General features: G+C 70.1%; 21 protein-coding genes and 1 pseudogene. 17 read left to right on the top strand and 5 right to left on the bottom strand.

What is annotated here, in order from left to right; all coding sequences use genetic code 11:
• The first annotated feature begins 127 nt into the window (after positions 1-127).
• From ACH4U7_RS39780 to aroQ, 5 genes are all read left to right on the top strand, one after another.
• Complete coding sequence (locus ACH4U7_RS39780; RefSeq protein ID WP_398532641.1) at positions 128-1,129, top strand: zinc-binding dehydrogenase; 1,002 nt, start codon at positions 128-130, stop codon at positions 1,127-1,129.
• The gene (locus tag ACH4U7_RS39775) at positions 1,116-1,976 is read left to right on the top strand and encodes a sugar phosphate isomerase/epimerase family protein (protein ID WP_398532640.1); all 861 of its coding nucleotides are present in this window, start codon (positions 1,116-1,118) and stop codon (positions 1,974-1,976) included. The genes ACH4U7_RS39780 and ACH4U7_RS39775 overlap by 14 nt, the downstream gene beginning before the upstream one ends.
• Before the next feature lie 78 nt (positions 1,977-2,054).
• Positions 2,055-3,407: an MFS transporter gene (locus tag ACH4U7_RS39770; RefSeq protein ID WP_398532639.1), complete on the top strand. Its 1,353-nt coding sequence runs from the start codon at positions 2,055-2,057 to the stop codon at positions 3,405-3,407.
• A gap of 162 nt (positions 3,408-3,569) precedes the next feature.
• Positions 3,570-3,890 (top strand): hypothetical protein, encoded by a 321-nt coding sequence (locus tag ACH4U7_RS39765; protein WP_398532638.1) that lies wholly within the window; start codon positions 3,570-3,572, stop codon positions 3,888-3,890.
• 2 nt (positions 3,891-3,892) lie between these two features.
• On the top strand, positions 3,893-4,366 hold the full coding sequence (gene aroQ, locus ACH4U7_RS39760) for a type II 3-dehydroquinate dehydratase (RefSeq protein ID WP_398532637.1): 474 nt from the start codon (positions 3,893-3,895) through the stop codon (positions 4,364-4,366).
• An 88-nt stretch (positions 4,367-4,454) separates the two neighbouring features.
• Here the strand turns inward: aroQ and ACH4U7_RS39755 are convergent, their stop codons facing one another.
• The 3 genes from ACH4U7_RS39755 to ACH4U7_RS39745 form a co-directional block, all read right to left on the bottom strand.
• Entirely contained in the window at positions 4,455-5,384 is a 930-nt protein-coding gene (locus ACH4U7_RS39755) for an oxidoreductase (protein WP_398532636.1), read from the bottom strand.
• A gap of 173 nt (positions 5,385-5,557) precedes the next feature.
• Positions 5,558-6,433, bottom strand: coding sequence for an alpha/beta fold hydrolase (locus ACH4U7_RS39750; protein WP_398532635.1), 876 nt, complete (start codon positions 6,431-6,433; stop codon positions 5,558-5,560).
• 62 nt (positions 6,434-6,495) lie between these two features.
• Positions 6,496-7,095: a hypothetical protein gene (locus tag ACH4U7_RS39745; protein WP_398532634.1), complete on the bottom strand. Its 600-nt coding sequence runs from the start codon at positions 7,093-7,095 to the stop codon at positions 6,496-6,498.
• A 24-nt stretch (positions 7,096-7,119) separates the two neighbouring features.
• Here ACH4U7_RS39745 and ACH4U7_RS39740 point away from each other — a divergent pair, with 24 nt between their 5' ends.
• The 8 genes and pseudogenes from ACH4U7_RS39740 (at position 7,120) to ACH4U7_RS39705 (ending at position 14,073) form a co-directional block, all read left to right on the top strand.
• Positions 7,120-8,136, top strand: a complete 1,017-nt coding sequence (locus tag ACH4U7_RS39740) for a WD40 repeat domain-containing protein (protein ID WP_398532633.1) — start codon at positions 7,120-7,122, stop codon at positions 8,134-8,136.
• A gap of 184 nt (positions 8,137-8,320) precedes the next feature.
• A complete protein-coding gene (locus tag ACH4U7_RS39735) occupies positions 8,321-8,659 on the top strand; it encodes a hypothetical protein (protein ID WP_398532632.1) in 339 nt (112 codons plus the stop codon).
• Positions 8,660-9,118: 459 nt separating this feature from the next.
• Complete coding sequence (locus tag ACH4U7_RS39730) at positions 9,119-9,859, top strand: SDR family NAD(P)-dependent oxidoreductase (RefSeq protein ID WP_398532631.1); 741 nt, start codon at positions 9,119-9,121, stop codon at positions 9,857-9,859.
• 82 nt (positions 9,860-9,941) lie between these two features.
• Positions 9,942-10,334 (top strand): ester cyclase, encoded by a 393-nt coding sequence (locus ACH4U7_RS39725; protein WP_398532630.1) that lies wholly within the window; start codon positions 9,942-9,944, stop codon positions 10,332-10,334.
• A gap of 298 nt (positions 10,335-10,632) precedes the next feature.
• Positions 10,633-10,812 (top strand): annotated as a pseudogene (locus ACH4U7_RS39720) (hypothetical protein); the annotation flags it as partial.
• A gap of 105 nt (positions 10,813-10,917) precedes the next feature.
• Positions 10,918-11,997, top strand: a complete 1,080-nt coding sequence (locus ACH4U7_RS39715) for a tyrosine-type recombinase/integrase (protein WP_398532629.1) — start codon at positions 10,918-10,920, stop codon at positions 11,995-11,997.
• Positions 11,998-12,007: 10 nt separating this feature from the next.
• Entirely contained in the window at positions 12,008-12,325 is a 318-nt protein-coding gene (locus ACH4U7_RS39710) for a helix-turn-helix domain-containing protein (protein WP_398532628.1), read from the top strand.
• A gap of 518 nt (positions 12,326-12,843) precedes the next feature.
• Complete coding sequence (locus ACH4U7_RS39705; protein ID WP_398532627.1) at positions 12,844-14,073, top strand: hypothetical protein; 1,230 nt, start codon at positions 12,844-12,846, stop codon at positions 14,071-14,073.
• Positions 14,074-14,429: 356 nt separating this feature from the next.
• Here ACH4U7_RS39705 and ACH4U7_RS39700 read toward each other — a convergent pair whose 3' ends face one another.
• A complete protein-coding gene (locus ACH4U7_RS39700; RefSeq protein WP_372455166.1) occupies positions 14,430-14,531 on the bottom strand; it encodes a transposase in 102 nt (33 codons plus the stop codon).
• A gap of 166 nt (positions 14,532-14,697) precedes the next feature.
• Between ACH4U7_RS39700 and ACH4U7_RS39695 the strand changes: the two genes are divergently transcribed.
• From ACH4U7_RS39695 to ACH4U7_RS39685, 3 genes are read left to right on the top strand one after another with little or no spacing between them, the layout of a single operon-like run.
• Positions 14,698-15,246: a hypothetical protein gene (locus ACH4U7_RS39695; RefSeq protein ID WP_398532626.1), complete on the top strand. Its 549-nt coding sequence runs from the start codon at positions 14,698-14,700 to the stop codon at positions 15,244-15,246.
• 20 nt (positions 15,247-15,266) lie between these two features.
• A complete protein-coding gene (locus ACH4U7_RS39690) occupies positions 15,267-16,469 on the top strand; it encodes a sensor histidine kinase (protein ID WP_398532625.1) in 1,203 nt (400 codons plus the stop codon).
• Positions 16,466-17,164: a response regulator gene (locus ACH4U7_RS39685; RefSeq protein ID WP_398532624.1), complete on the top strand. Its 699-nt coding sequence runs from the start codon at positions 16,466-16,468 to the stop codon at positions 17,162-17,164. The genes ACH4U7_RS39690 and ACH4U7_RS39685 overlap by 4 nt, the downstream gene beginning before the upstream one ends.
• Positions 17,165-17,233: 69 nt before the next feature.
• Here the strand turns inward: ACH4U7_RS39685 and ACH4U7_RS39680 are convergent, their stop codons facing one another.
• A complete protein-coding gene (locus ACH4U7_RS39680; protein ID WP_398532623.1) occupies positions 17,234-17,683 on the bottom strand; it encodes a hypothetical protein in 450 nt (149 codons plus the stop codon).
• Positions 17,684-17,912: 229 nt separating this feature from the next.
• Between ACH4U7_RS39680 and ACH4U7_RS39675 the strand changes: the two genes are divergently transcribed.
• On the top strand, positions 17,913-18,167 hold the full coding sequence (locus tag ACH4U7_RS39675) for a hypothetical protein (RefSeq protein ID WP_398532622.1): 255 nt from the start codon (positions 17,913-17,915) through the stop codon (positions 18,165-18,167).
• Positions 18,168-18,175: the final 8 nt, after the last annotated feature.

Below are 18,175 nucleotides of genomic sequence, written 5' to 3'. Positions count from 1 at the left end.
GGTTACTCGCCCGCAACCTCTTGTCGATGCTCAGCGTACGTTCTATCGTCACCGGCACACGGACCCCAAGGTCCATTCAGCGGACCAACTTCCCCGTCCGCCCTCCCCTCCCCACGTAGGAGACACGGTGAAAGCAGCCGTCCTCACCGCTCCCCGCCGCCTTGAGACAGTCGACGACTGGCCGGAACCCGAGTGTGGCCCCCACGATGTCCTGGTCCGCCTCGAAGGCATCGGCATCTGCGGCTCCGACCTGGCCGTCTTCGACGGCGACCGGGCCGTTCCGGCGCTGCCGTGGGTCGTCGGCCACGAGGGCTTCGGCCGGGTCGTCGCCGTCGGCGAGCGGGTCGTGGACCGCGCCGTGGGGCAGCGCGTGGTCATCGAGCCGAACTACGCCTGTCTCGACTGCCCCGAGTGCGCCCGCGGCCTGACCTCCGCCTGCACCAAGCGCGTCATCGTCGGCATGAACGCGCCCGGTCTCCTCGCCGAGCGGATCGTCGTCCCCGCCTCCTTCGCCCACCCCGTCCCCGACACCGCCGACCCCGCCGATCTCGCCTGCGCCGAGCCGTACACGGTGGCCCGTACCGCCGTGCGGCGCGGGGGAGTCGGGGCCGGGGACAAGACGCTGGTCGTCGGCGCGGGTGCGCAGGGCCTGCTGCTGTGCCAGGCGCTGCTGGCCATCGGCGTCCGCCCGGCCGTCGTGGAGCCGCACGCCAGCCGCCTGGCGCACGCCGAGGCGCTGGGCGCCCGCGCGGCGGCCGACGGCGAGGGGGGCTTCCGTTACGTCTTCGAGTCCTCCGGGGTGGCTGCCGCGCTGGGCGCGGCCCTGGAGCGTACGGTCCCCGGCGCCACCGCCGTCCTCGTCGGGCTCGGCTCGGCGGGGCTGCCGCTCAGCGTCAACCAGCTGGTCCGCTCCCAGCTCACCCTGCGCGGCTCGCTCATCTACGACCACCCCGGCGACTTCACGGCCGCGCTGGCCGACATCACCTCCGGCGCGGTGCGGCCCGGCGCGGCGATCTGCGCCCGCTTCCCGCTGGAGCGTGCGCAGGAGGCGTTCGCCGGGGCGCGTGAGCGGGCCGGCAAGACGTGGATCTCCCTGGATGACGGCGGTTGCTTCGATGACGGCGACTGACGCACCCGGGCTCACCCTGTGCGCCCTGACCCTGCGTACCGCCTCCTTCGACGAGCGCGTCCGGGCCGCCGCGCAGGCCGGGTTCACCGGCATCGGCCTGGCCGTGCACCAGTATCGGCAGGCCCGTGCGGAGGGCTGGACCGACGCCCGGATGGCGGCCCTGCTGACCGAGTACGGCCTGCGGCTCACCGAGGTGGAACTACTGCGCCACTGGGCGCGGCCACGGCGCTACGACGAGCGGCGGCGCAGCGAGGACGACACCGTCTTCCACATCGCGGAGACCTTCGGCGCCCGGCGCGTCAACGCCGGGATGTTCGATGAGCACCCGTACCAGGACCTGGTCGACGGGCTCCGTACGGCCGCCGAGCGCGCCGAGCGGGCAGGGGCGGTGCTGGGCCTGGAGTTCATGCCGTTCTCCGGCATCCGCGACCTGGGCCTCGCGGCGCGCGTCGTGGCCGCCGTACGGTCCCCGCGCCCGGCCGGGGCCGCCTCCCCGGGGCTGATCCTCGACGCCTGGCACCTCACCCGTGGCCGTACCCGCCCCGAGGAGATCGCGGCCCTGCCGCCCGGCGCCGTGGTGAGCGTCCAGCTCGACGACGTTCTGCCCACCCCCCTGTCCGACACCCTGCACGAAGCCCGCCACCAGCGGCAGTTGCCAGGAGAGGGATCGGCGGACCTCACCGGTCTGCTGCGTCTGCTGCGCCGAGCCGGCGTACAGGCTCCCGTCTCGGTCGAGGTCCTCTCCGACGACCTCGACGCCCGCGCACCCGCGGAGACCGCCGCGCGCGCTTACCGGACCACGTGTCGCGTCCTTGCCACGGCCGCCGTGGCCACCCCCGCGGCCTGAGTTCCTGCTGAGTCCCCCAGCTGAGTCCCCCAGCTGAGTCCCCCGGCCGAGTCCCCCGGCTGAGACAAAGGAGTCTTCATGAGCACCACAAGCACCAACACCAACCCCTCCGCCGCCCCACCCCTCATTCCCGACAGCGCCCGCCCGGCCGTCAGCCGCGCCCGCTACGGCCTGCTCGCGTCGCTGTTCGTCATCACGGCGATCAATTACCTGGACCGTACGAACCTGTCGGTCGCCCTCCCGCACATCAAGGACGACTTCCACCTCAGCGCCACCGAACAGGGCGTGCTGCTCTCCTCCTTCGGCTGGGCGTATCTGCTGCTGCAGATCCCCACCGGGCGGCTCATCGACAGAGTCGGCGCGAAGCTGGCCTTCGGATACGCGCTGATCGGCTGGTCGCTGGCCACCGCCGCCATGGCGCTGACCCGCGGCTTCGGCTCGCTGATCGGCGTGCGCATCGCGCTCGGCGCCTTCGAGGCCCCGGCCTTCCCGTCCAACAACCGGCTCGTCGTCAACTGGTTCCCCGGCCGCGAGCGGGGGCGGGCCACCGCCACGTACACCGCGGGCGAGTACATCGGCCTGGCGATCGCCGCCCCGGTGCTCTCGCTGCTCACCGTGCACTTCGGGTGGCACTCGGTCTTCCTGGTGACCGGGGCCATCGGGCTGCTCTTCTCCGTCGTCTGGTTCCGCCGGGTGTACGACCGTCCGGAGCAGAGCCCGCGCGTCAGCGCCGAGGAACTCGCGCACATCCGGCAGGCGGACGAGCAGGAGACGGCCGACGCCGCCGAGAAGGCAGCGGCGAGCGAGCCCACGGACATCTGGGCCGATCTGCGAGTGCTGCTCACCAACCGGCGGCTGTGGGGCATGTACATCGGACAGTTCGCCAGCGCCTCCGTGCTGTTCTTCTTCCTCACCTGGTTCCCCAGCTATCTGGTGGAGGAGAAGGACATGGGCGTCATCAAGGCCGGGTTCTGGGCCTCCGCGCCGTATCTCGCGGCGCTGGTCGGCACGCTGGTCGGCGGCGCCTGGTCGGACCGGATGCTGAACAGCGGGAAGTCCCGTACGTTCGCCCGCAAGACGCCCGTGATGATCGGCTTCGTACTGGCCTCGATCATCGTCTGCGCGAACTTCACCAACTCCGTTCCGCTCGTGATCACTTTCATGTCGATCGCGTTCTTCGCCCAGGGGCTGATGCAGAACAGCTGGGCGCTGTTCTCGGACGCCGTCCCGCGTCGGCTCACCGGGACCGGCGGCGGCGTGTTCAACTTCATGGCCAACGCGGGCGGGGTGCTCACCCCGCTGGTGATCGGCGTCATCGTCGACGGCACCGGCTCCTTCGCGTGGGCGCTCGGCTACATCGCCATCGTGGTGGCCGTGGGGCTGCTTGCGTACGCGCTGCTCATCGACAAGGTGGAGCGCGTCGAGGCGTGAGGTACGTGAGGCGGAGCGGGCCGGAGCACGATCCGGCCCGCAGCGCTTCACCAAGGCCGGTGTGCCGCCGCTGTGCCACCGGTATGCCGACCGATCGCGGATCATGGTCCGTACAGCGGACCAAGCAAACCATTCGGCGGTCCCCGGAGCTACCATGGCCGGGTGACCGTGACTCAACAGCCCCCCACCCCGGCCGACTGGTGGGTGACCGCGGACCAGTCGCTCACCCTCGCCGGCCGGCACACCGGCGCCGCCCACACCGCCCCCGATCTGCTCACCACCCTCAGCGAGATCGCCGAGGCCCGCCGCGCCACCGACTCCGCCCTCGGCGCCGCCGTCCAGGCGCTGCTCGGCTCGGGCCGCAGCTGGGACGAGATCGCCATCGCGCTCGGCCTCCCCGACGCCGAGACCGCCCGCCGGGCCACCGCCCCCGCCCTCGAAGGCGCCCGCCGCGCCCTCGACGAACGAATCGGACACCCTTGACGATGACCGCCCACCGCCCCCGCGTCCTGCTGCTGCACGGCCCCAACCTCAACCTCCTCGGCGAGCGTGACCCCGCCACATACGGGGCCACGACGCTGGAGCAGATCGAGGAGCGTACGACGGCGCTGGGGCAGGAGTTGGGGGCCGAGGTGCGGTGTGCGCAGAGCAACAGCGAGGGCATGCTCATCGACCTCGTCCACCAGGCCCGCCACGACGACGGCATCATCTTCAACCCCGGTGCGTACGCGCACTACAGCTACGCGCTGCGGGACGCGGTGGACGCCGTGGCGGGGCTGGACGTGCCCTGTATCGAGGTCCACATCTCCAATGTGCACGCCCGCGAGCCGTTCCGGCACACGTCGGTGACGGCGGCGGTGAGCCAGGGTTACCTCTGCGGCCACGGCGTCTTCGGCTACGAACTGGCGCTGCGCGCCGTACTGAACCGCATCGAGGAGCGGCGCCGGACCGCGGAGTAACGGATACGGCGGTGACCAGCCGGGCCCGCGAACCGCCACCTCATTCGCCTCCTCGAGATCCCCTGCCCCCGACGCTGAACGTAAGCAGTCAGCCCGCGAGCGCGTCGTACCGTACGCCCGTCAGCCGTTCCGACGCCGCCCACAGCCCCCGCCCCGCCTTGTCGTCCCGTGTCCACTTGGCGCGGGCCGAGCGGGTGGGGGTGCCGCGCCACATGCCGAAGGGTGGGCCGAAGAAGTCGTCCTGGTGTACGTCGGGGGCGGTGGCGGCGTAGAGGGTGGGGAGGGCGCCGTTGTCGGGGGATTGGGCGAAGAAGCGGTTGCCGATTTCCATGAAGCGCTGGGTGCCGCGGCGGCCCTCCAGCTTGGGGGCGGCGGTGGCGATGTTGGTCGAGGCGTAGCCGGGGTGGGCCGCGGTGGCGGTGAGCCGGGTGTCGGAGGCGCGCAGGCGGCGGGACAGCTCGTGGACGAAGAGGAGGTTGGCGGTCTTGGAGCGGGCATATGCGGTCCAACGCCCGTATTTGCGCTCCATGTTGAGGTCGCGCGGGTCGACCGTCCCCAGCATGTGCATAAAGCTGGAGACGCTGACCACCCGCGCCCCCGGGCCCGCCTCCAGCAGCTTCGGCAGCAGCAGGCCGGTCAGAGCGAAGTGTCCCAGGTGGTTGACGCCGAACTGCATCTCGAAGCCGTCGGCGGTTCTGCGGTAGGGGAGGGCCATCACACCCGCGTTGTTGATCAGCAGGTCGAGCCGGTCGCCCTTGTGCTCGGCCGCGAAGGCCCGTACGGACTTCAGGTCCGCCAGGTCCAGCGGCGCGACCCGCACATTCGCGCCCGGGGCCTGCGCCCGGATCCGCTCCGCGGCCTCGGCCCCGCGGGCCTCACTGCGGCAGGCCAGCACCACCTGGGCGCCGTGGCGGGCGAGCTCGCGGGCGGTGATGTAGCCGATGCCGCTGTTGGCGCCGGTCACCACGGCGGTGCGGCCGGTCTGGTCGGGGATGTCGCTCGCGGTCCAGCCCTTCATCTCGCGCTCCTTCGCGGTCTGTCGCCGTCTGGGCTACCGGCCGGTAGCCATCGCCTCCGGCGACAGCCTAGGCGCGAGGCCGCGAAGGTGCGAGGCATGTGTGGCCTAGGCGGCGTGGGGCGGCCTGCGGGACGGCCTGCGGGACGGCCGCCCACCGGCCGCCTGCCCGTTGGCTACCGGTTGGCCGCGGCCTTCCGCAGGAGGGAGGTGAGGACGGGCTCGGCGTGGGTCCACAGCACCGCGCCACCGATGTCCGGCACGACGCGGCGGTCGGCGCCGGGGATACGGGTGGCGAGGAGCGCCCCGTTGTCCGGCGAGTGGCTGGTGTCCCGCTCGCCGTACCAGATGTCGACCGGTACGGCGATCCGGGCGAGGTCGAACGGCCACCGCCCCATGGCCAGGACAGTGTCCCGGGCGTAGCCGGTGGCCTGGTGGGCGAAGCCCTCGGCCAGGGCGCGGCGGTAGGCGGCGGCGAAACCGGGGTCCCGGTATACGGCGAGGTCGCACGCCGGGCTCCCAGCCATCACCATGTCCCACATCGCGTCCGCGCCGAGGCCGGCGAAGAACGCCTCGGCGCCCGCCGGGTCGCTCGCGGTCCGGTCGACCAGGCCACGCAGATCCGGTGGCAGGGCCGTGGCGAACTCCGGCGTGGCGACCTCGTCCGCGCCGGATACGACGGCCAGCGCGGAGGCGATGCCCTCCACGGCACACGCGAGCGCGAACGGCGCGCCCTGGGAGTTCCCCACCACCGGCGGGCGCCCCAGCCCGCGGAGCGCGGTGAGTTGGCGGATGTCGTCGGCGAAGTCGCCGAAGCTCCGGCCGGGTGCGGGGGTCGAGACGCCGAGCCCAGGACGGTCCACCGAGACAAGGCGCACCCCGAGCGCCTGGACGACGTCCGCGCCGAAGCCGAGCCACCGGCTGGTGGCGGCCCCCGGACACAGCAACACGGGCACACCGTCCGGCGGCCCCCATTCGGCCCACCCCAGCGACCGCCCGTCGGACAGCCGTTCCTCACCGAGCCGTGCGGGATCCTCGATGAACACGCTCATGATCGCCATCTTGGCCGGGGCCGGGGCGCCACGCACATGGGTTTTCGCCGGGTGCGGCGGTCTCACTCCTCGAAGTCGCTGAACCCGTACGGGACATAGCCGCGCTCGATGAACTCGTCCTCCAGTTCATCCTCGTCGAAGTCGTCCTCGTCGAAGTCCTCGTCATCCTCATAGCCCTCGTCACAGTCGTCGTCGGAGGGATGATCGACGAGCTTCACATAGTCGCCGTCCACCGCGATCTCGCCGACCAGCGGCGGGACCTCGACGCTCGCCCAATCGACGGTGACCTCGATCGCGTCGTCGAGTTCTCCGGAGAACATTCCATCGGAAAGCGCCGTTTCCATCTTGTACGGGTCATCCGCGCCGACTTCATGGCCGACTGGCTTGCCCGATTCAAGAAAGGTGATGTCCGGATATCCATCGACTGAGACGATGATGTGCGGGTGGAGGTTGATCGAGCGGACGCATTCGCCCCGCTCGTACACATTCAACGCCAATTTCGTGGTGTGCCAGCACAGCAAGTAGACACTGGCGCCGGCGGAGAGCTCGGAATCCAGAGCGCGCTTGACCTCATCAAGGCTGCCGACGACGTAATGGGCGTCCTTACGGGCAGCTCCGGGAGACACGCTGAAGACCAACTCGTAGAAGCTCTTGGGCGACATGGCGGCCAGTTTAGGATCGTCGACATGACCGACCCTCGGCTGATCAAGAGCAGCGTGATTCCGTCCGAAGGAAATATCGACGACTTCGCTGTGGCCGATGTGAATGGACGGCCGTGGGCGGTTTGCGCCAGTCGTAACGACGTGTGGACATGGGACCTGATCGGGGATGAGTGGCTGGAGCGGCCACTGGACGATTTCGACAACGGGTCGTACGGAATTCCCGTGTACCCGGACTTCGAGCATATGGATGTGACCGTCGTCGATGGGCGGGTGCTGTTCGCCGCGGGCGGGCAGCATCAAGGGCCGGGTCTGTGGGATGTGATGAGCGGCGAACTGCTCAATGCCCCGCCGGAGTTTCGCAGCTGTGTTCACGCCCTGGGCATGGTGCCGGTCGGCGGGCGCATCACCCTCGTGGCCGGTGGACCCACCCCCGAGGTGTGGGTATGGGATCCGGCGGATCCCGGGGTCGAGGCATGGGGGCCGACCGATGACGAGGACGCGGAGGAGCAGGAGCCGCGGGAGCTGCCCGGCCACTCCGACGATATGAGCGACCTCGCGCTGGGGCAGGTTCGTGGGCGTCCGGTTGTGGTGTCCGGCGGTGACAGTGAAGTGCTGCTGTCGGATCTGGAGTCCGACGAACTGGTCCACAAGTGGTCCGTCGACGGACTGGTCCACGCCGTTGCGCTGTCCGAGGTCGATGGCCGTCCCGTGGCGCTGGCGGTGACCGATTCCGGCGAGAGCGAGCTGCGGATCTGGGACGCGGTCGGCGGCGAGCCGGTCGGCCATTTCCCCACGGGTCACACGGAGCGCGTGTCCACCGTGGCCGCCGCTGTGGTCGGAGCCCGTACGCTCGCGGTGACCGGCAGCGACGACGGGACCGCCCGGGTCTGGGACCTCGCCGAGGGGCGGCAGATCGGGGCGCCGCTGGCCGGAGACGAGGGCGAGGTCTGGGCGGTGGCGATCACGCCGGTGGACGGCCGCTGTGTGGTGCTGACGGCGGGCCGAGGTGGCGTCGTACGCGTCTGGGACCCATCGGTCTGACGGGCAGACGATCGCGGGGCGGCGCGGCGGACGCCCTGGTACTGGTGAGCTCGCGTCATCAGCTGTCTCCAGTTCTCGGCTTCAGCGGGCCTGTTGGTGACCTTGTGTGAGCCCCGGAACCGTGCGCCGTGCCATCGCGTCTGTCGCGGGCATGAGCGGAAAGAGCACGGGACGGACCGCGGGCATGAGCCCGAAGGCCAGCGGTGCCGCCGGATGCCTTCTCGCCGGCCTGGGTGCGACGACCGCGCCGCTCGTCTGGGCACCGCGGGCCGCGATCAGTATCGACGGCGGGTTCGAGGGCCATGCCCGCGATCTGAGCGTGCTCTACGTCGATCTGCCGCTCATCGTGCTCGGCGGCGCGCTGGTTCCGCTCTTCGCCTGGACGCTGACCACGCGATGGGTGCGCCGTCCCTGGGTCGCGGCACTCGCAGCCGTGGCCGCGCTCGCGCTCGGGGTGTGGGGGCTCACCGAGTGGTGGACCCCTCGCCGGCAGCCGAACCCCGGTTACGGACCCGGGATCTGACTCCGGCGCCGTGCGCCGGGTGTGGACCGAGGCGCCGCCACTGCCCGAGCCTGCGAAGCGGGCCGTGCCGGCTCAGCCGCTCGGCTGAGCCGGGCCCGTGGCTGGTGGCCGGCTTCGCAGGGCCATGTCGGCCACCTGCTGGAGGTCGTCGCGGGGTTGCGTCCTGAGTTGCCGGCGGCGAGGGGCCCTTGGACGCCGAGGCGCCCGGTGGGGCAGCCGGGGCGGGTGGTGTCCCGGACGGAGCCGTTGAGGAACGCGGTGGCCACCTGCCGGGCGGTCGGCTGACCCGCATGGCGTGTTCAAGGGGTTGGTCGGTGTCGAAGCCTCTCGGTCGGCCGATCGGTCCCTTCTGCCGCGTCTCCGTGCAATCCATCGCACCTATTTTGTACTGGCCGGTGCGGAAGGTGTTACAGTCTCATTCAGTATCGATCGGTGCTTAAATTTTGGGAGGTCATGGCCATGGGGCAGCTTGAGGGTAAGACCGCAGTCGTCACTGGCGGCAACGCCGGGATCGGCCTGGCGACTGCGAAGCGACTCGCAGCCGAGGGCGCGCACGTGTTCATCACCGGCCGGCGCGAAACCGAGCTGGAGAAGGCCGTCGCCGCCATCGGCAACGCCACCGCTGTGTCCGGTGACATCAGCGTCGCGGCCGACGTGGACCGCCTGTACCAGCGCGTGCGGGAGCACGGGCAGGGCCTGGACGTGCTGTTCGCCAACGCGGGCATCAACCACATCGCGACGTTGGACGAGCTCACCGAGGACATCCATGACGCAATCTTCGACATCAACGTCAAGGGCACCTTCCTCACCGTGCAGAAGGCCCTCCCGCTGCTCAACGACGGCGCCTCGGTGATCCTCACCGCCTCCACCGCCGCCGAGGGAGGCGCGGCGGGCATGAGCGCCTACGGAGCGTCGAAGGCGGCCGTGCGGGCATACGCCCGCGCCTGGGCCGACGAGCTCGGCAGCCGGGGTGTCCGGGTCAACGCGATCTCGCCGGGCCCGGTGAACACCCCGATGTGGGACGCCGCTTTCGGCGATCGCGCCGGGGAGATGATGGAGACCGTCGCGGCCGGCCTGCCCTCCAAGCGGGTCGCCGACCCCGACGAGATCGCCGCCGCCGTGACCTTTCTCGCCTCGTCGGACAGCAGCTTCGTCTACGGCGCCAATCTCTATGTCGACGGCGGAATGAACCAGATCTGACCGGACCGCCGGGTGGCACGCAGCGAAGCGGATAACCGGCACCATTCGAACACACCACGATCCGGGGCACTGAGAGGCAATCATGTCTGACGCCGAACTGCGCGACTTCTTCCAGCGCTACATCGACGCGCTCAACGCTCATGAGTTTCACCGCATGACCGAATTCATCCACGACGAACTCATCATGAACGGCCACCCGGTCACGCGGGACGACGTCATCGCGGACCAGGAGGGCCACACCGATGCGGTCCCGGACTTCACCTGGCGGGTCATGGACCTCGCCATCGACGGTGATCGAGTGGCGGCCCGTCTGTTCAACAAGGGCACACCCGCGAAGGAGTGGTTCGGCGTGCCGCCCACCGGCGCTACGGTCGAGTATGCCGAGTACGCCTTCCACAAGGTCCGTGACGGGCGTTTCTACGAGATGAACTATCTGATCGACGCCCAGGCGGTGCGGCGACAGCTGGTCGCCTGACCTGCCTCTGGCGGCCCGCCCCTGCGAAGTAGCCCAACGCTGATTGGGGCGGCATGGTTCGGTTGCCGGGTGCGGGTATCGTCTCGCGCCTTCGGCGCAAAGCGGCCAGCAGCGGGACGGGGGAGGGGTCGGAGGTATCGTCGCCGTCCATGCCACGGCCGCTCTCGGCGCACCAGTCCGGCTCGCGGACGGTGGGGAGCGTGGGTTCTGTGTCGCTGACCGTGGTGCGGACGCCGTCCGGGGTGTTCTGGAGGCGGAGGTGGCACTCGCCGGAGTCGGTGTGCTTGTGCACGTTCGCCAGCACATCACGGGTGGTGGCTTGCTCGAACAGCGACAGGACGTGCTGCGCTACTCCACTGCCTGGGACGAGCTGACAGCCGCTGCGCTGTCTCCCGCCGCTTCGCAGCAGTACATCTGTCGGGACTCCCGTGAGTTCTTTCTGCTCGGTTCATCATCTTCTGACCTGCGGTGCTGCTGAGCGGGGGTTCACTCGATCGCGTGGAGAGTCCGACGTTCCGTCGAGAATCCTGATGATCTGCCGCTATCCATGACGCATGGCCGTTCCCAGTGAGCTGAGGCGTCGATGACGCTCGCGGTCGTCCGGTCGATCGGAATACCGCGGCGACTGGCGACTGCGCAGGAATACGAGGACTTTGAGCAGGAGCTGGTTGATCAGTTCCTCCTTGCCGGGGTCGGCGCCGGGATGGCGGACAGTTCGATCGCCGACGACCGCCGGGCGATCTTCGAGTTCGTGCGGTTCCTCGGTCGGCCGGTATGGACCACTGGCCCGGAGGACGCCGACCGGTTCCTCGCGGATCAGCGCAAGGTCAAGCGACTGGCTCACAGCACCGTCCAGACCAAGGCGTGGACGCTCGCGCAGTTCTTCGACTTCCTGATTGCCCGCTACCAGGGCGACATCCATGCGCTGACCGGTCACGTGCTGGTGCAGCCGATCGACGAGTTCAACCGCCCGGCCAAGAGCGAGTACGGAACGCAGAGGATTCCGCCGTCCGAGGCGGAGGTCGACCAGCTGTTCAACGGCTGGCGGGAGTCTCTGGGCAGGGCGAGGAAGTTCCTGCCCGCTGCCCGGGACTACATGGTCGCCTCGCTGTGGCGACGGGTCGGGACGCGCATGACCGAGACGCTCAAGCTGGACATCCGTGACTGGCGGCCCGACCTGGGCGACTTCGGCAAGCTGCACGTCCGGCACGGCAAGGGCAGTCGCGGGCGGGGGCCGAAGGGGCGACTGGTGCCGGCCATCAACTCGACGGACGCCCTGATGGACTGGTGGCTCGGCGATGTACGGCACCAGTTCGGCGACGACTACGCCAACCCCGACGCCCCGATGTTCCCCAGCGAGCGCCGCGACCCTCTCACGGGGTTCTGCCTGCGGGCCGGTGACGACGCACTGCGGTCGGGCCTGAAGGGCGCGGTGGCTACCTTCCTGCCCACGTGGTCCGGACGTCTGACACCGCACGTGCTACGGCACTTCTGCGCGTCCTCGCTCTACCTGCAAGGCGTCGACTTGAAGGCGGTCCAAGAGCTTTTGGGCCACGAATGGCTGTCCACTACAACCCGGTACATCCACGTCCACGAGAACCACATCGAGCAGACGTGGGCGGCGGCGAACCACCGGGTTATGACCCGGCTGGGCCTGGGCTGAGGAAGAGGATATGCGCTGGAACCTGCGGATGAAGGCCGCCGAGCGGGGGATTTGGAAGTCCACCGAGATGCGCCGACGCCTGGCGGAGGCCGGGCTGGAGATCAGCACGGGCAAGATGTCGGCGCTGTGGACGGGGACACCCACGACGGTCCGGCTCGATGACCTGGACATCATCTGCCTGGTACTGAAGTGCACCACGGCGGATCTGCTGATTCACGAGCCGGAGGCAGCGGCGGCCAGAAGGCCGCAGGCCGAGTCGCAAGCGGCGACCGGGTCCACGTCGGTAGTGCCACGGCTGGGCCGCGGCCGGACCCTTCCGCCGCTCTGATGGCGCCACCGCGAACCTGTCCGCGGTGCCGGCAGCGGCCAGTATCGAGTCAGGGCGCGAAGTACTGCCACCGCTGCAGGCCACAACCGTGCGACCCGCCGCCGTGCCGTCAGTGCGGATCGACCGAGGACTACTGGACGGCGTTCAAGTGCCGTAACTGTTACCGCGGGTCATCAGCAGAGCGTCCGACATCCTGCCCGGACTGCTTCGCATGGGGGATGCTGCGGCGCTACGGCCGGATGTGCGTGGGGTGCCGTGGCTGGCGTCGGCTCTACCCGGACGCCGGTCCACGCCGGATCTGCGGTCGCGTCCTTCACCTCGGCGAGAACGACGCGTGTCGGCTGTGCACGAAGCAAGCCCAGATGCTGCGGCCCCGCCGCCATGCCCTAGACCTGGAAGGGGCGAACCGACACGGGCAGCAGCTGTACTTCGCGGACACGGAAAGGCGCTTGCAACTGCTGAACCCGAAGTCGTCGCGGCGTCGGCCTGAACCGGCTCCGCAGCCTCCGCCGCCGCTGGTGCCAGCAGAGCACCGGCAGCTCGTCCTGTTTCCCCCGTCTGGCCGGGACCTGCGGCGCGGCCAAGAGCGCGGCTTCCCCGACGTTGACGCACCCGAGGTTGCAGCGGCGCTGAAGGCCGCGGTCGACGACTACGCGCAACGCCACGGGCTCGGGTACAACACCGCCTGGGGTCTGGACCGCGGGCTACGCGTCCTACTGAGCATCCAGGAGACACCCGGCGCCCGGTTCCGGGCGTCCGACGTCTTGTTGCTGCGTGACCTGCTCCTCCCGGTTAGCCCCCTGCTGAGGCTGCTGGCTGAGCTCGACATGCTGGACGACGACCGTACGCCGAACGTCGTCCCCTGGTTCCGCGAGCGCACCGCCGACCTTCCCGAACCGATGCTCGGCGAACTCACCACCTGGTTCGAACTGAAGCTGTCCGGCAGCACCACCGCGCCGCGCGTCAAGGCACAGCCGCACCGGTGGATTCAGCGGATGGTGACGAACGCGCTGCCCGCTCTGCGAGCGTGGGCGGGCCAGGGCAAGGACTCGCTGAGGTCCATCACCCGTGCCGACGTCATCGCCGTCCTGCCCGACAGCGGAACCCCACGCGTCGACATGCTCCAGGGCCTGCGGCATATCCTGCGGCCACTGAAGAACCGGCGGATCATCTTCACCGACCCCACCGCCCGGATCTTCTGCGGCATGCCGACCCCCACAATTCCCCTGCCCGTCGAGGTCGACGCCCTCCGCGAAGTCCTCCACGACCAGGAAGTGCCGCGGGCCGCTCTGGCCGCCTTGGCCATCTTCCACGCGCTCACCTCCGGGCAACTGCGCAGCCTGAAGACCACCGATCTGCGCGACGGTCGCCTGTTCCTGCCGAACCGGACTGTCCTGCTCGCCGACCCCGTGCGTACCCGCCTGGCGGCCTGTCTGGACTACCGAAACCGCCGCTGGCCCCGCACCGCCAACCCCCATCTGTTCGTCTCCCAGACCACAGGCTGCGGCGTGGAGCCGGTCAGCCACGTCTGGACCAACGACGTGCTCGGCATGCCCACCAGCCGGCTCCGGGAGGACCGCCTCCTTCACGAGGCCGATGCCACCGGCGGCGACCCCCGCCGCATCTGCGACCTGTTCGGCCTGTCCGTCGGGGCGGCCCTGCGCTACACCGGCACCATCGACCAACCCGGCCTCATCGAACACAGCCTCCGCAACGCGGGACCCGCACCGAGACCAGGGCCCGAGTAGCCACACCCGACGGCATCGACACCGAGAACGTGGGGGGTTCCCAGATACGCCAGAAACCCGCCACGGGATGATCTTGGCCCCGGAAGGCTCTCGGGGCCGAGGTCCTGGTAAGGCACGTCGGTGGTGAGCATGTGGTAGGCGGGGACGAGCATGCTGTGCGCGACGGCGACGATGGTGCGTTTCTCGCCGCGCCGCGGTCGCAGCCGGTGGTACTGGGCGGCGAGATACGTGCCCTTGGTGCGGCCGATGGCCAGGGCGGCGACGCCGAGTCCGCCCTTGAGCCACACGTTGCCGTGCCGGGTCGGTGCCCGTTTGCGTTTCCCGGCGGACTCGCGGTTGCCGGGGGCGAGTCCGGCTCAGGCGGCCAGGTGCCCGGCGCTCGGGAACCGGCTCATGTCCGCGCCCATCTCCGCGATCATCACGTGGGCCACCGTGGTGCTGATCCCGGGGATCGTGATCAGCAGATCGACCTGGTGGCGAAAGGGGGCGATCTGTCGTTCTCGTCGTCCTGCTGGAACGACTGCTGCTCCCGTGAGCCCGTGAGATCACCGGCTGACCGGACTCCACCCGTAGTTCCACCCGTGGGTCCAGGCGCGTATGGGCCCGTGCCAGCAGGCTTGAGGCATGACAACGACTGACTGGATCACCGACATCGCCCTCCTCCTCGTCGTCTTCCGGCAGTTGCGGGAGGGCCGCCTCGACGCCAAGTCGTACGTGATCCCCCTGGGGATCGTGGCCTTCGTCGCGCACAGCTACCTGACCACCGTGCCCACGGCCGGCAACGACCTGGTGCTGATCGGCGCGCTCGTCGCCGTCGGCGCGGCCCTCGGCGTCGTGGGCGGCGTCTACACCCGTATACGCAAGGTCGGCGCGCATCTGTTCATCAAGGCGGGCGCGGTCTCCGCGACCGTGTGGGTGCTGGGCATGGGGGCGCGGATGGGCTTCCAGCTGTGGGTCGACCACGGCGGCGCCGACGACGTGGCCCGCTTCAGCCTGGCGCACCAGATCACCACGGGGGACGCGTGGGTGGCCGCGTTCGTGCTGATGGCACTCACCGAGGTGGTCACGCGGCTGGGCGCCATATTTCTCCGCGGCCGCATGGCCACCCGGGAGCTGCGGCAGCCGGCCGTGGACGGACGGGTCGCGGCGGTCGCCGCGGACCGGACGGTCTGAGTACGGGTTATCGTCGCGCCGTGTCCGCTTCCGACAATCCCCCAGCCCCCGGGCCGGCTTCCGAACGGGAGCCCGGCCCTCGGGTCGTGCTCCGGCACGACGCCTCTCTCCAGTGGGCCGTCACCCTGCTGGTCATCGCCATCGCGGTCATCACCGTCCGGCCGGTGGGCGTCAGCGGCCGCGGCCTGGCCGTGGTCGCCCTGCTGGTGGTCAACTCAGTCGCCCTGCTGGCCAGACACCTGCCGCCCGCCTTCCCACACCGGGCCGCGCTGGTCTGGCTGACCGCCGGTGTCGTGGCATCCGCCGGCCTGCTGGAGGTGAGCAGCAGCGGCTCCGGCTACCTCTTCGCCTACTTCCTCGTCGGCCACGCCGGCTACCGCCTCGCCCTCAAGCCGGCCCTGGCGGTCGCGGCCCTGTCCAGTCTGCTGTGCGGCGCTGTCTTCTATTTGAGGCCGTATTTCTACGTCGGCCCCGATCACCAGTTGCGCACCTGGACCTTCGGCCTCAGCACCGGCATCCCGGTGGTGGCCGGAATCCTGGGCCGCGGCAGGCAACAGGCAGTGGAGGCGAGGCTCCAGGCCGCCGAGTCCGCCGAGCGGGCCGCGCGGGCCGAGGCGCGAACGGCCGTGCTCACCGAACGCGGCCGCATCGCCCGCGACGTCCACGATGTGCTGGCGCACTCGCTGGCCGGGATCAACATGCACCTGGAGCTGGCGGACGCCTTGATGGATACCGGCGACCTGGAGAAGGTCCGCGCGGCGCACAACAAGGCGCAGAGCCTTGTCAGGGAGAGCCTGAAGCAGGCCCAGTGGACCGTGCACGCGCTGCGCGAGGACTCCCTTCCGCTGCTCGAGAGCCTGACCGCCATGATCGAGTCGTCCGGCCACCGCGAGGTGCTCACCGTCACCGGGGCCGTCCGAGAGCTGTCGGCACAGGTCACCCAGAACGTGCTGCGCATCGCGCAGGAGGCGCTGACCAACGCGGCCCGGCACGCTCCCGGGGCCGAGATCGCGGTGGAGCTGACGTTCGACGCCGCCTCGACCAGCCTTGCCGTCCGCAACGGGCCCGCGACCGGTGAGGCGACCGCGAGTGTCGGCAGTGGCATGGGACTGATAGGAATGCGCGAACGCGTCGCCCTGCTGGGCGGCACCCTCACCGCGGGTCCGCTCACCGAGGGACCGGACCGGGGCGGCTGGCAGGTGGAGGCAGTGATCCGAGGATGACGACGAACGAACCGGCCCAGGAGCCACGGACCCCGCAGGACCCGCTGACCGAGCGCTCGCTGAAGGTGATCGTCGCCGACGACCAGGCCACCGTCCGCGAGCCCTTGGCCGCAGTGCTCGACATGACCGAGGACATCGACGTCGTGGCCGCCGCCGCGGACGGTACCGAGGTGCTCGCCGCCGTGGCCGCCACACCGGTCGACGTCGTCCTGATGGACCTGCGCATGCCTGTCATGGACGGCACCGAGGCCACCCGCCGGCTGAGCGAGGAACACCCGGGAACGGCCGTGGTCGTGCTGACCACCTTCGCCGACGACGACTCGATCCTGGCCGCCCTGAGCGCCGGCGCCCGCGGCTATCTGACGAAGAACGCGGGGCGCCAGGACATCGTCCGTGCGATCCGGGCCGCCGCCGCGGGACAGTCCGTACTCGACCACGAGGTGCAGAACCGCCTCCTGGCCACCGTCCGCACGCGCCCGCCGGCCGACGCGCAGTCGCTCCCCCCGGGCCTCACCCGCCGCGAACGCGAGGTGCTCACCCTTATCGGCCAGGGCCTGCCCAACCGGGCCATCGCCGAGAAACTCTTCATCAGCGAGGCCACGGTCAAGACCCACATCAACAACCTGTTCGCCAAAGCCGGCATCCGGGACCGCGCCGACGCCGTCCGCCGCGCCATCGCGGCCGGCCTGGCATGACCGGGGTGTGAAACTGGCGGCCTCGCGTAATCGACTGACGCCTATTCCTTGGTCATTGAGGCGCCGGTGTCACCGTGTGTGGTCGCCGGGGGCATAGTGGCGCCAGGTTCCTCCTGCCTCGGCGGCGAGCTGGGCTGTGGTGTCGTCGTGGTAGCCGAGCATGCGGGCAATCACGGGTGCGGGTGCCTGGAGAACGAGGTGGCGGATGGCCGCCGTGCGTCCTCGCTGGGTGGGGAAGCCCAGGTGGCGAAGCCTGAGTTCGAGCATGTGCGGGGTCATGGGCTGTCCAGCCCTGCGGCCAGGAAAGAGCCACCGGGCGTTGGGATTGGTGGCGGTCATGGTGTTCGGTCGCTGGTCGAGGTAGGTCAGCAGCATTCCGGCAAGCGGTTCAGGGACTGGCGAGGGAGGCTCGCCGAGCCGGACCAGAACCTCGCCGTCTTCGTGAAGAACATCGTCGGTGGTGAGCCGAGCGATCCGGGTGAGCGGTTGCGCGTAAAGGAGGACGAGCGCGGCGACCACACGGTCCCGGAATGTCGCCTTGGTCGACGGCCTCCCGTAACAGGGTGAGTCGCTGCTGTTGGGCGAGCGGGGCGGGGTTGCTCGTGGAGCGATGCGGGACGGCGACCTTGAGCATGTGTTTGGACCGCATCGCCCATCGCAGAAAGGCGTGGGTCAGTCGCCGGGCGGTGTAGCCGCCCGCGTACCAATTATCGACATCGGCCTGCGTGCACTCGGCGAGGGTCCGCCCATGCCCGGCCAGATGATCGAGAAAGGCGGTCGCGAGACGAATCTCGTCGCGGGCTTGCTGAACCTGCTTACTGGTGAGCGGGCCGCGGTCGGCCAGGGAGTTCAGGCGGCGCTGAACCTGCCAGGTCGCGAAGAGCTCCAGAAGTCGCCGGTGCCCGGCGTCGCCGACGGCAGGCAGTTTCTCGGCGAGCCACCGCTGGAACAGCAGCAGCTGCCGGTCAGCCGGGGGCAGGACGCCGCTGAAGTTTCCCCGTGATCCTGGAC

It is taken from the genome of Streptomyces sp. NPDC020845 (assembly GCF_044334165.1).
GTDB lineage: Bacteria > Actinomycetota > Actinomycetes > Streptomycetales > Streptomycetaceae > Streptomyces.
This window is presented reverse-complemented; position numbering and strand designations above follow the sequence as displayed.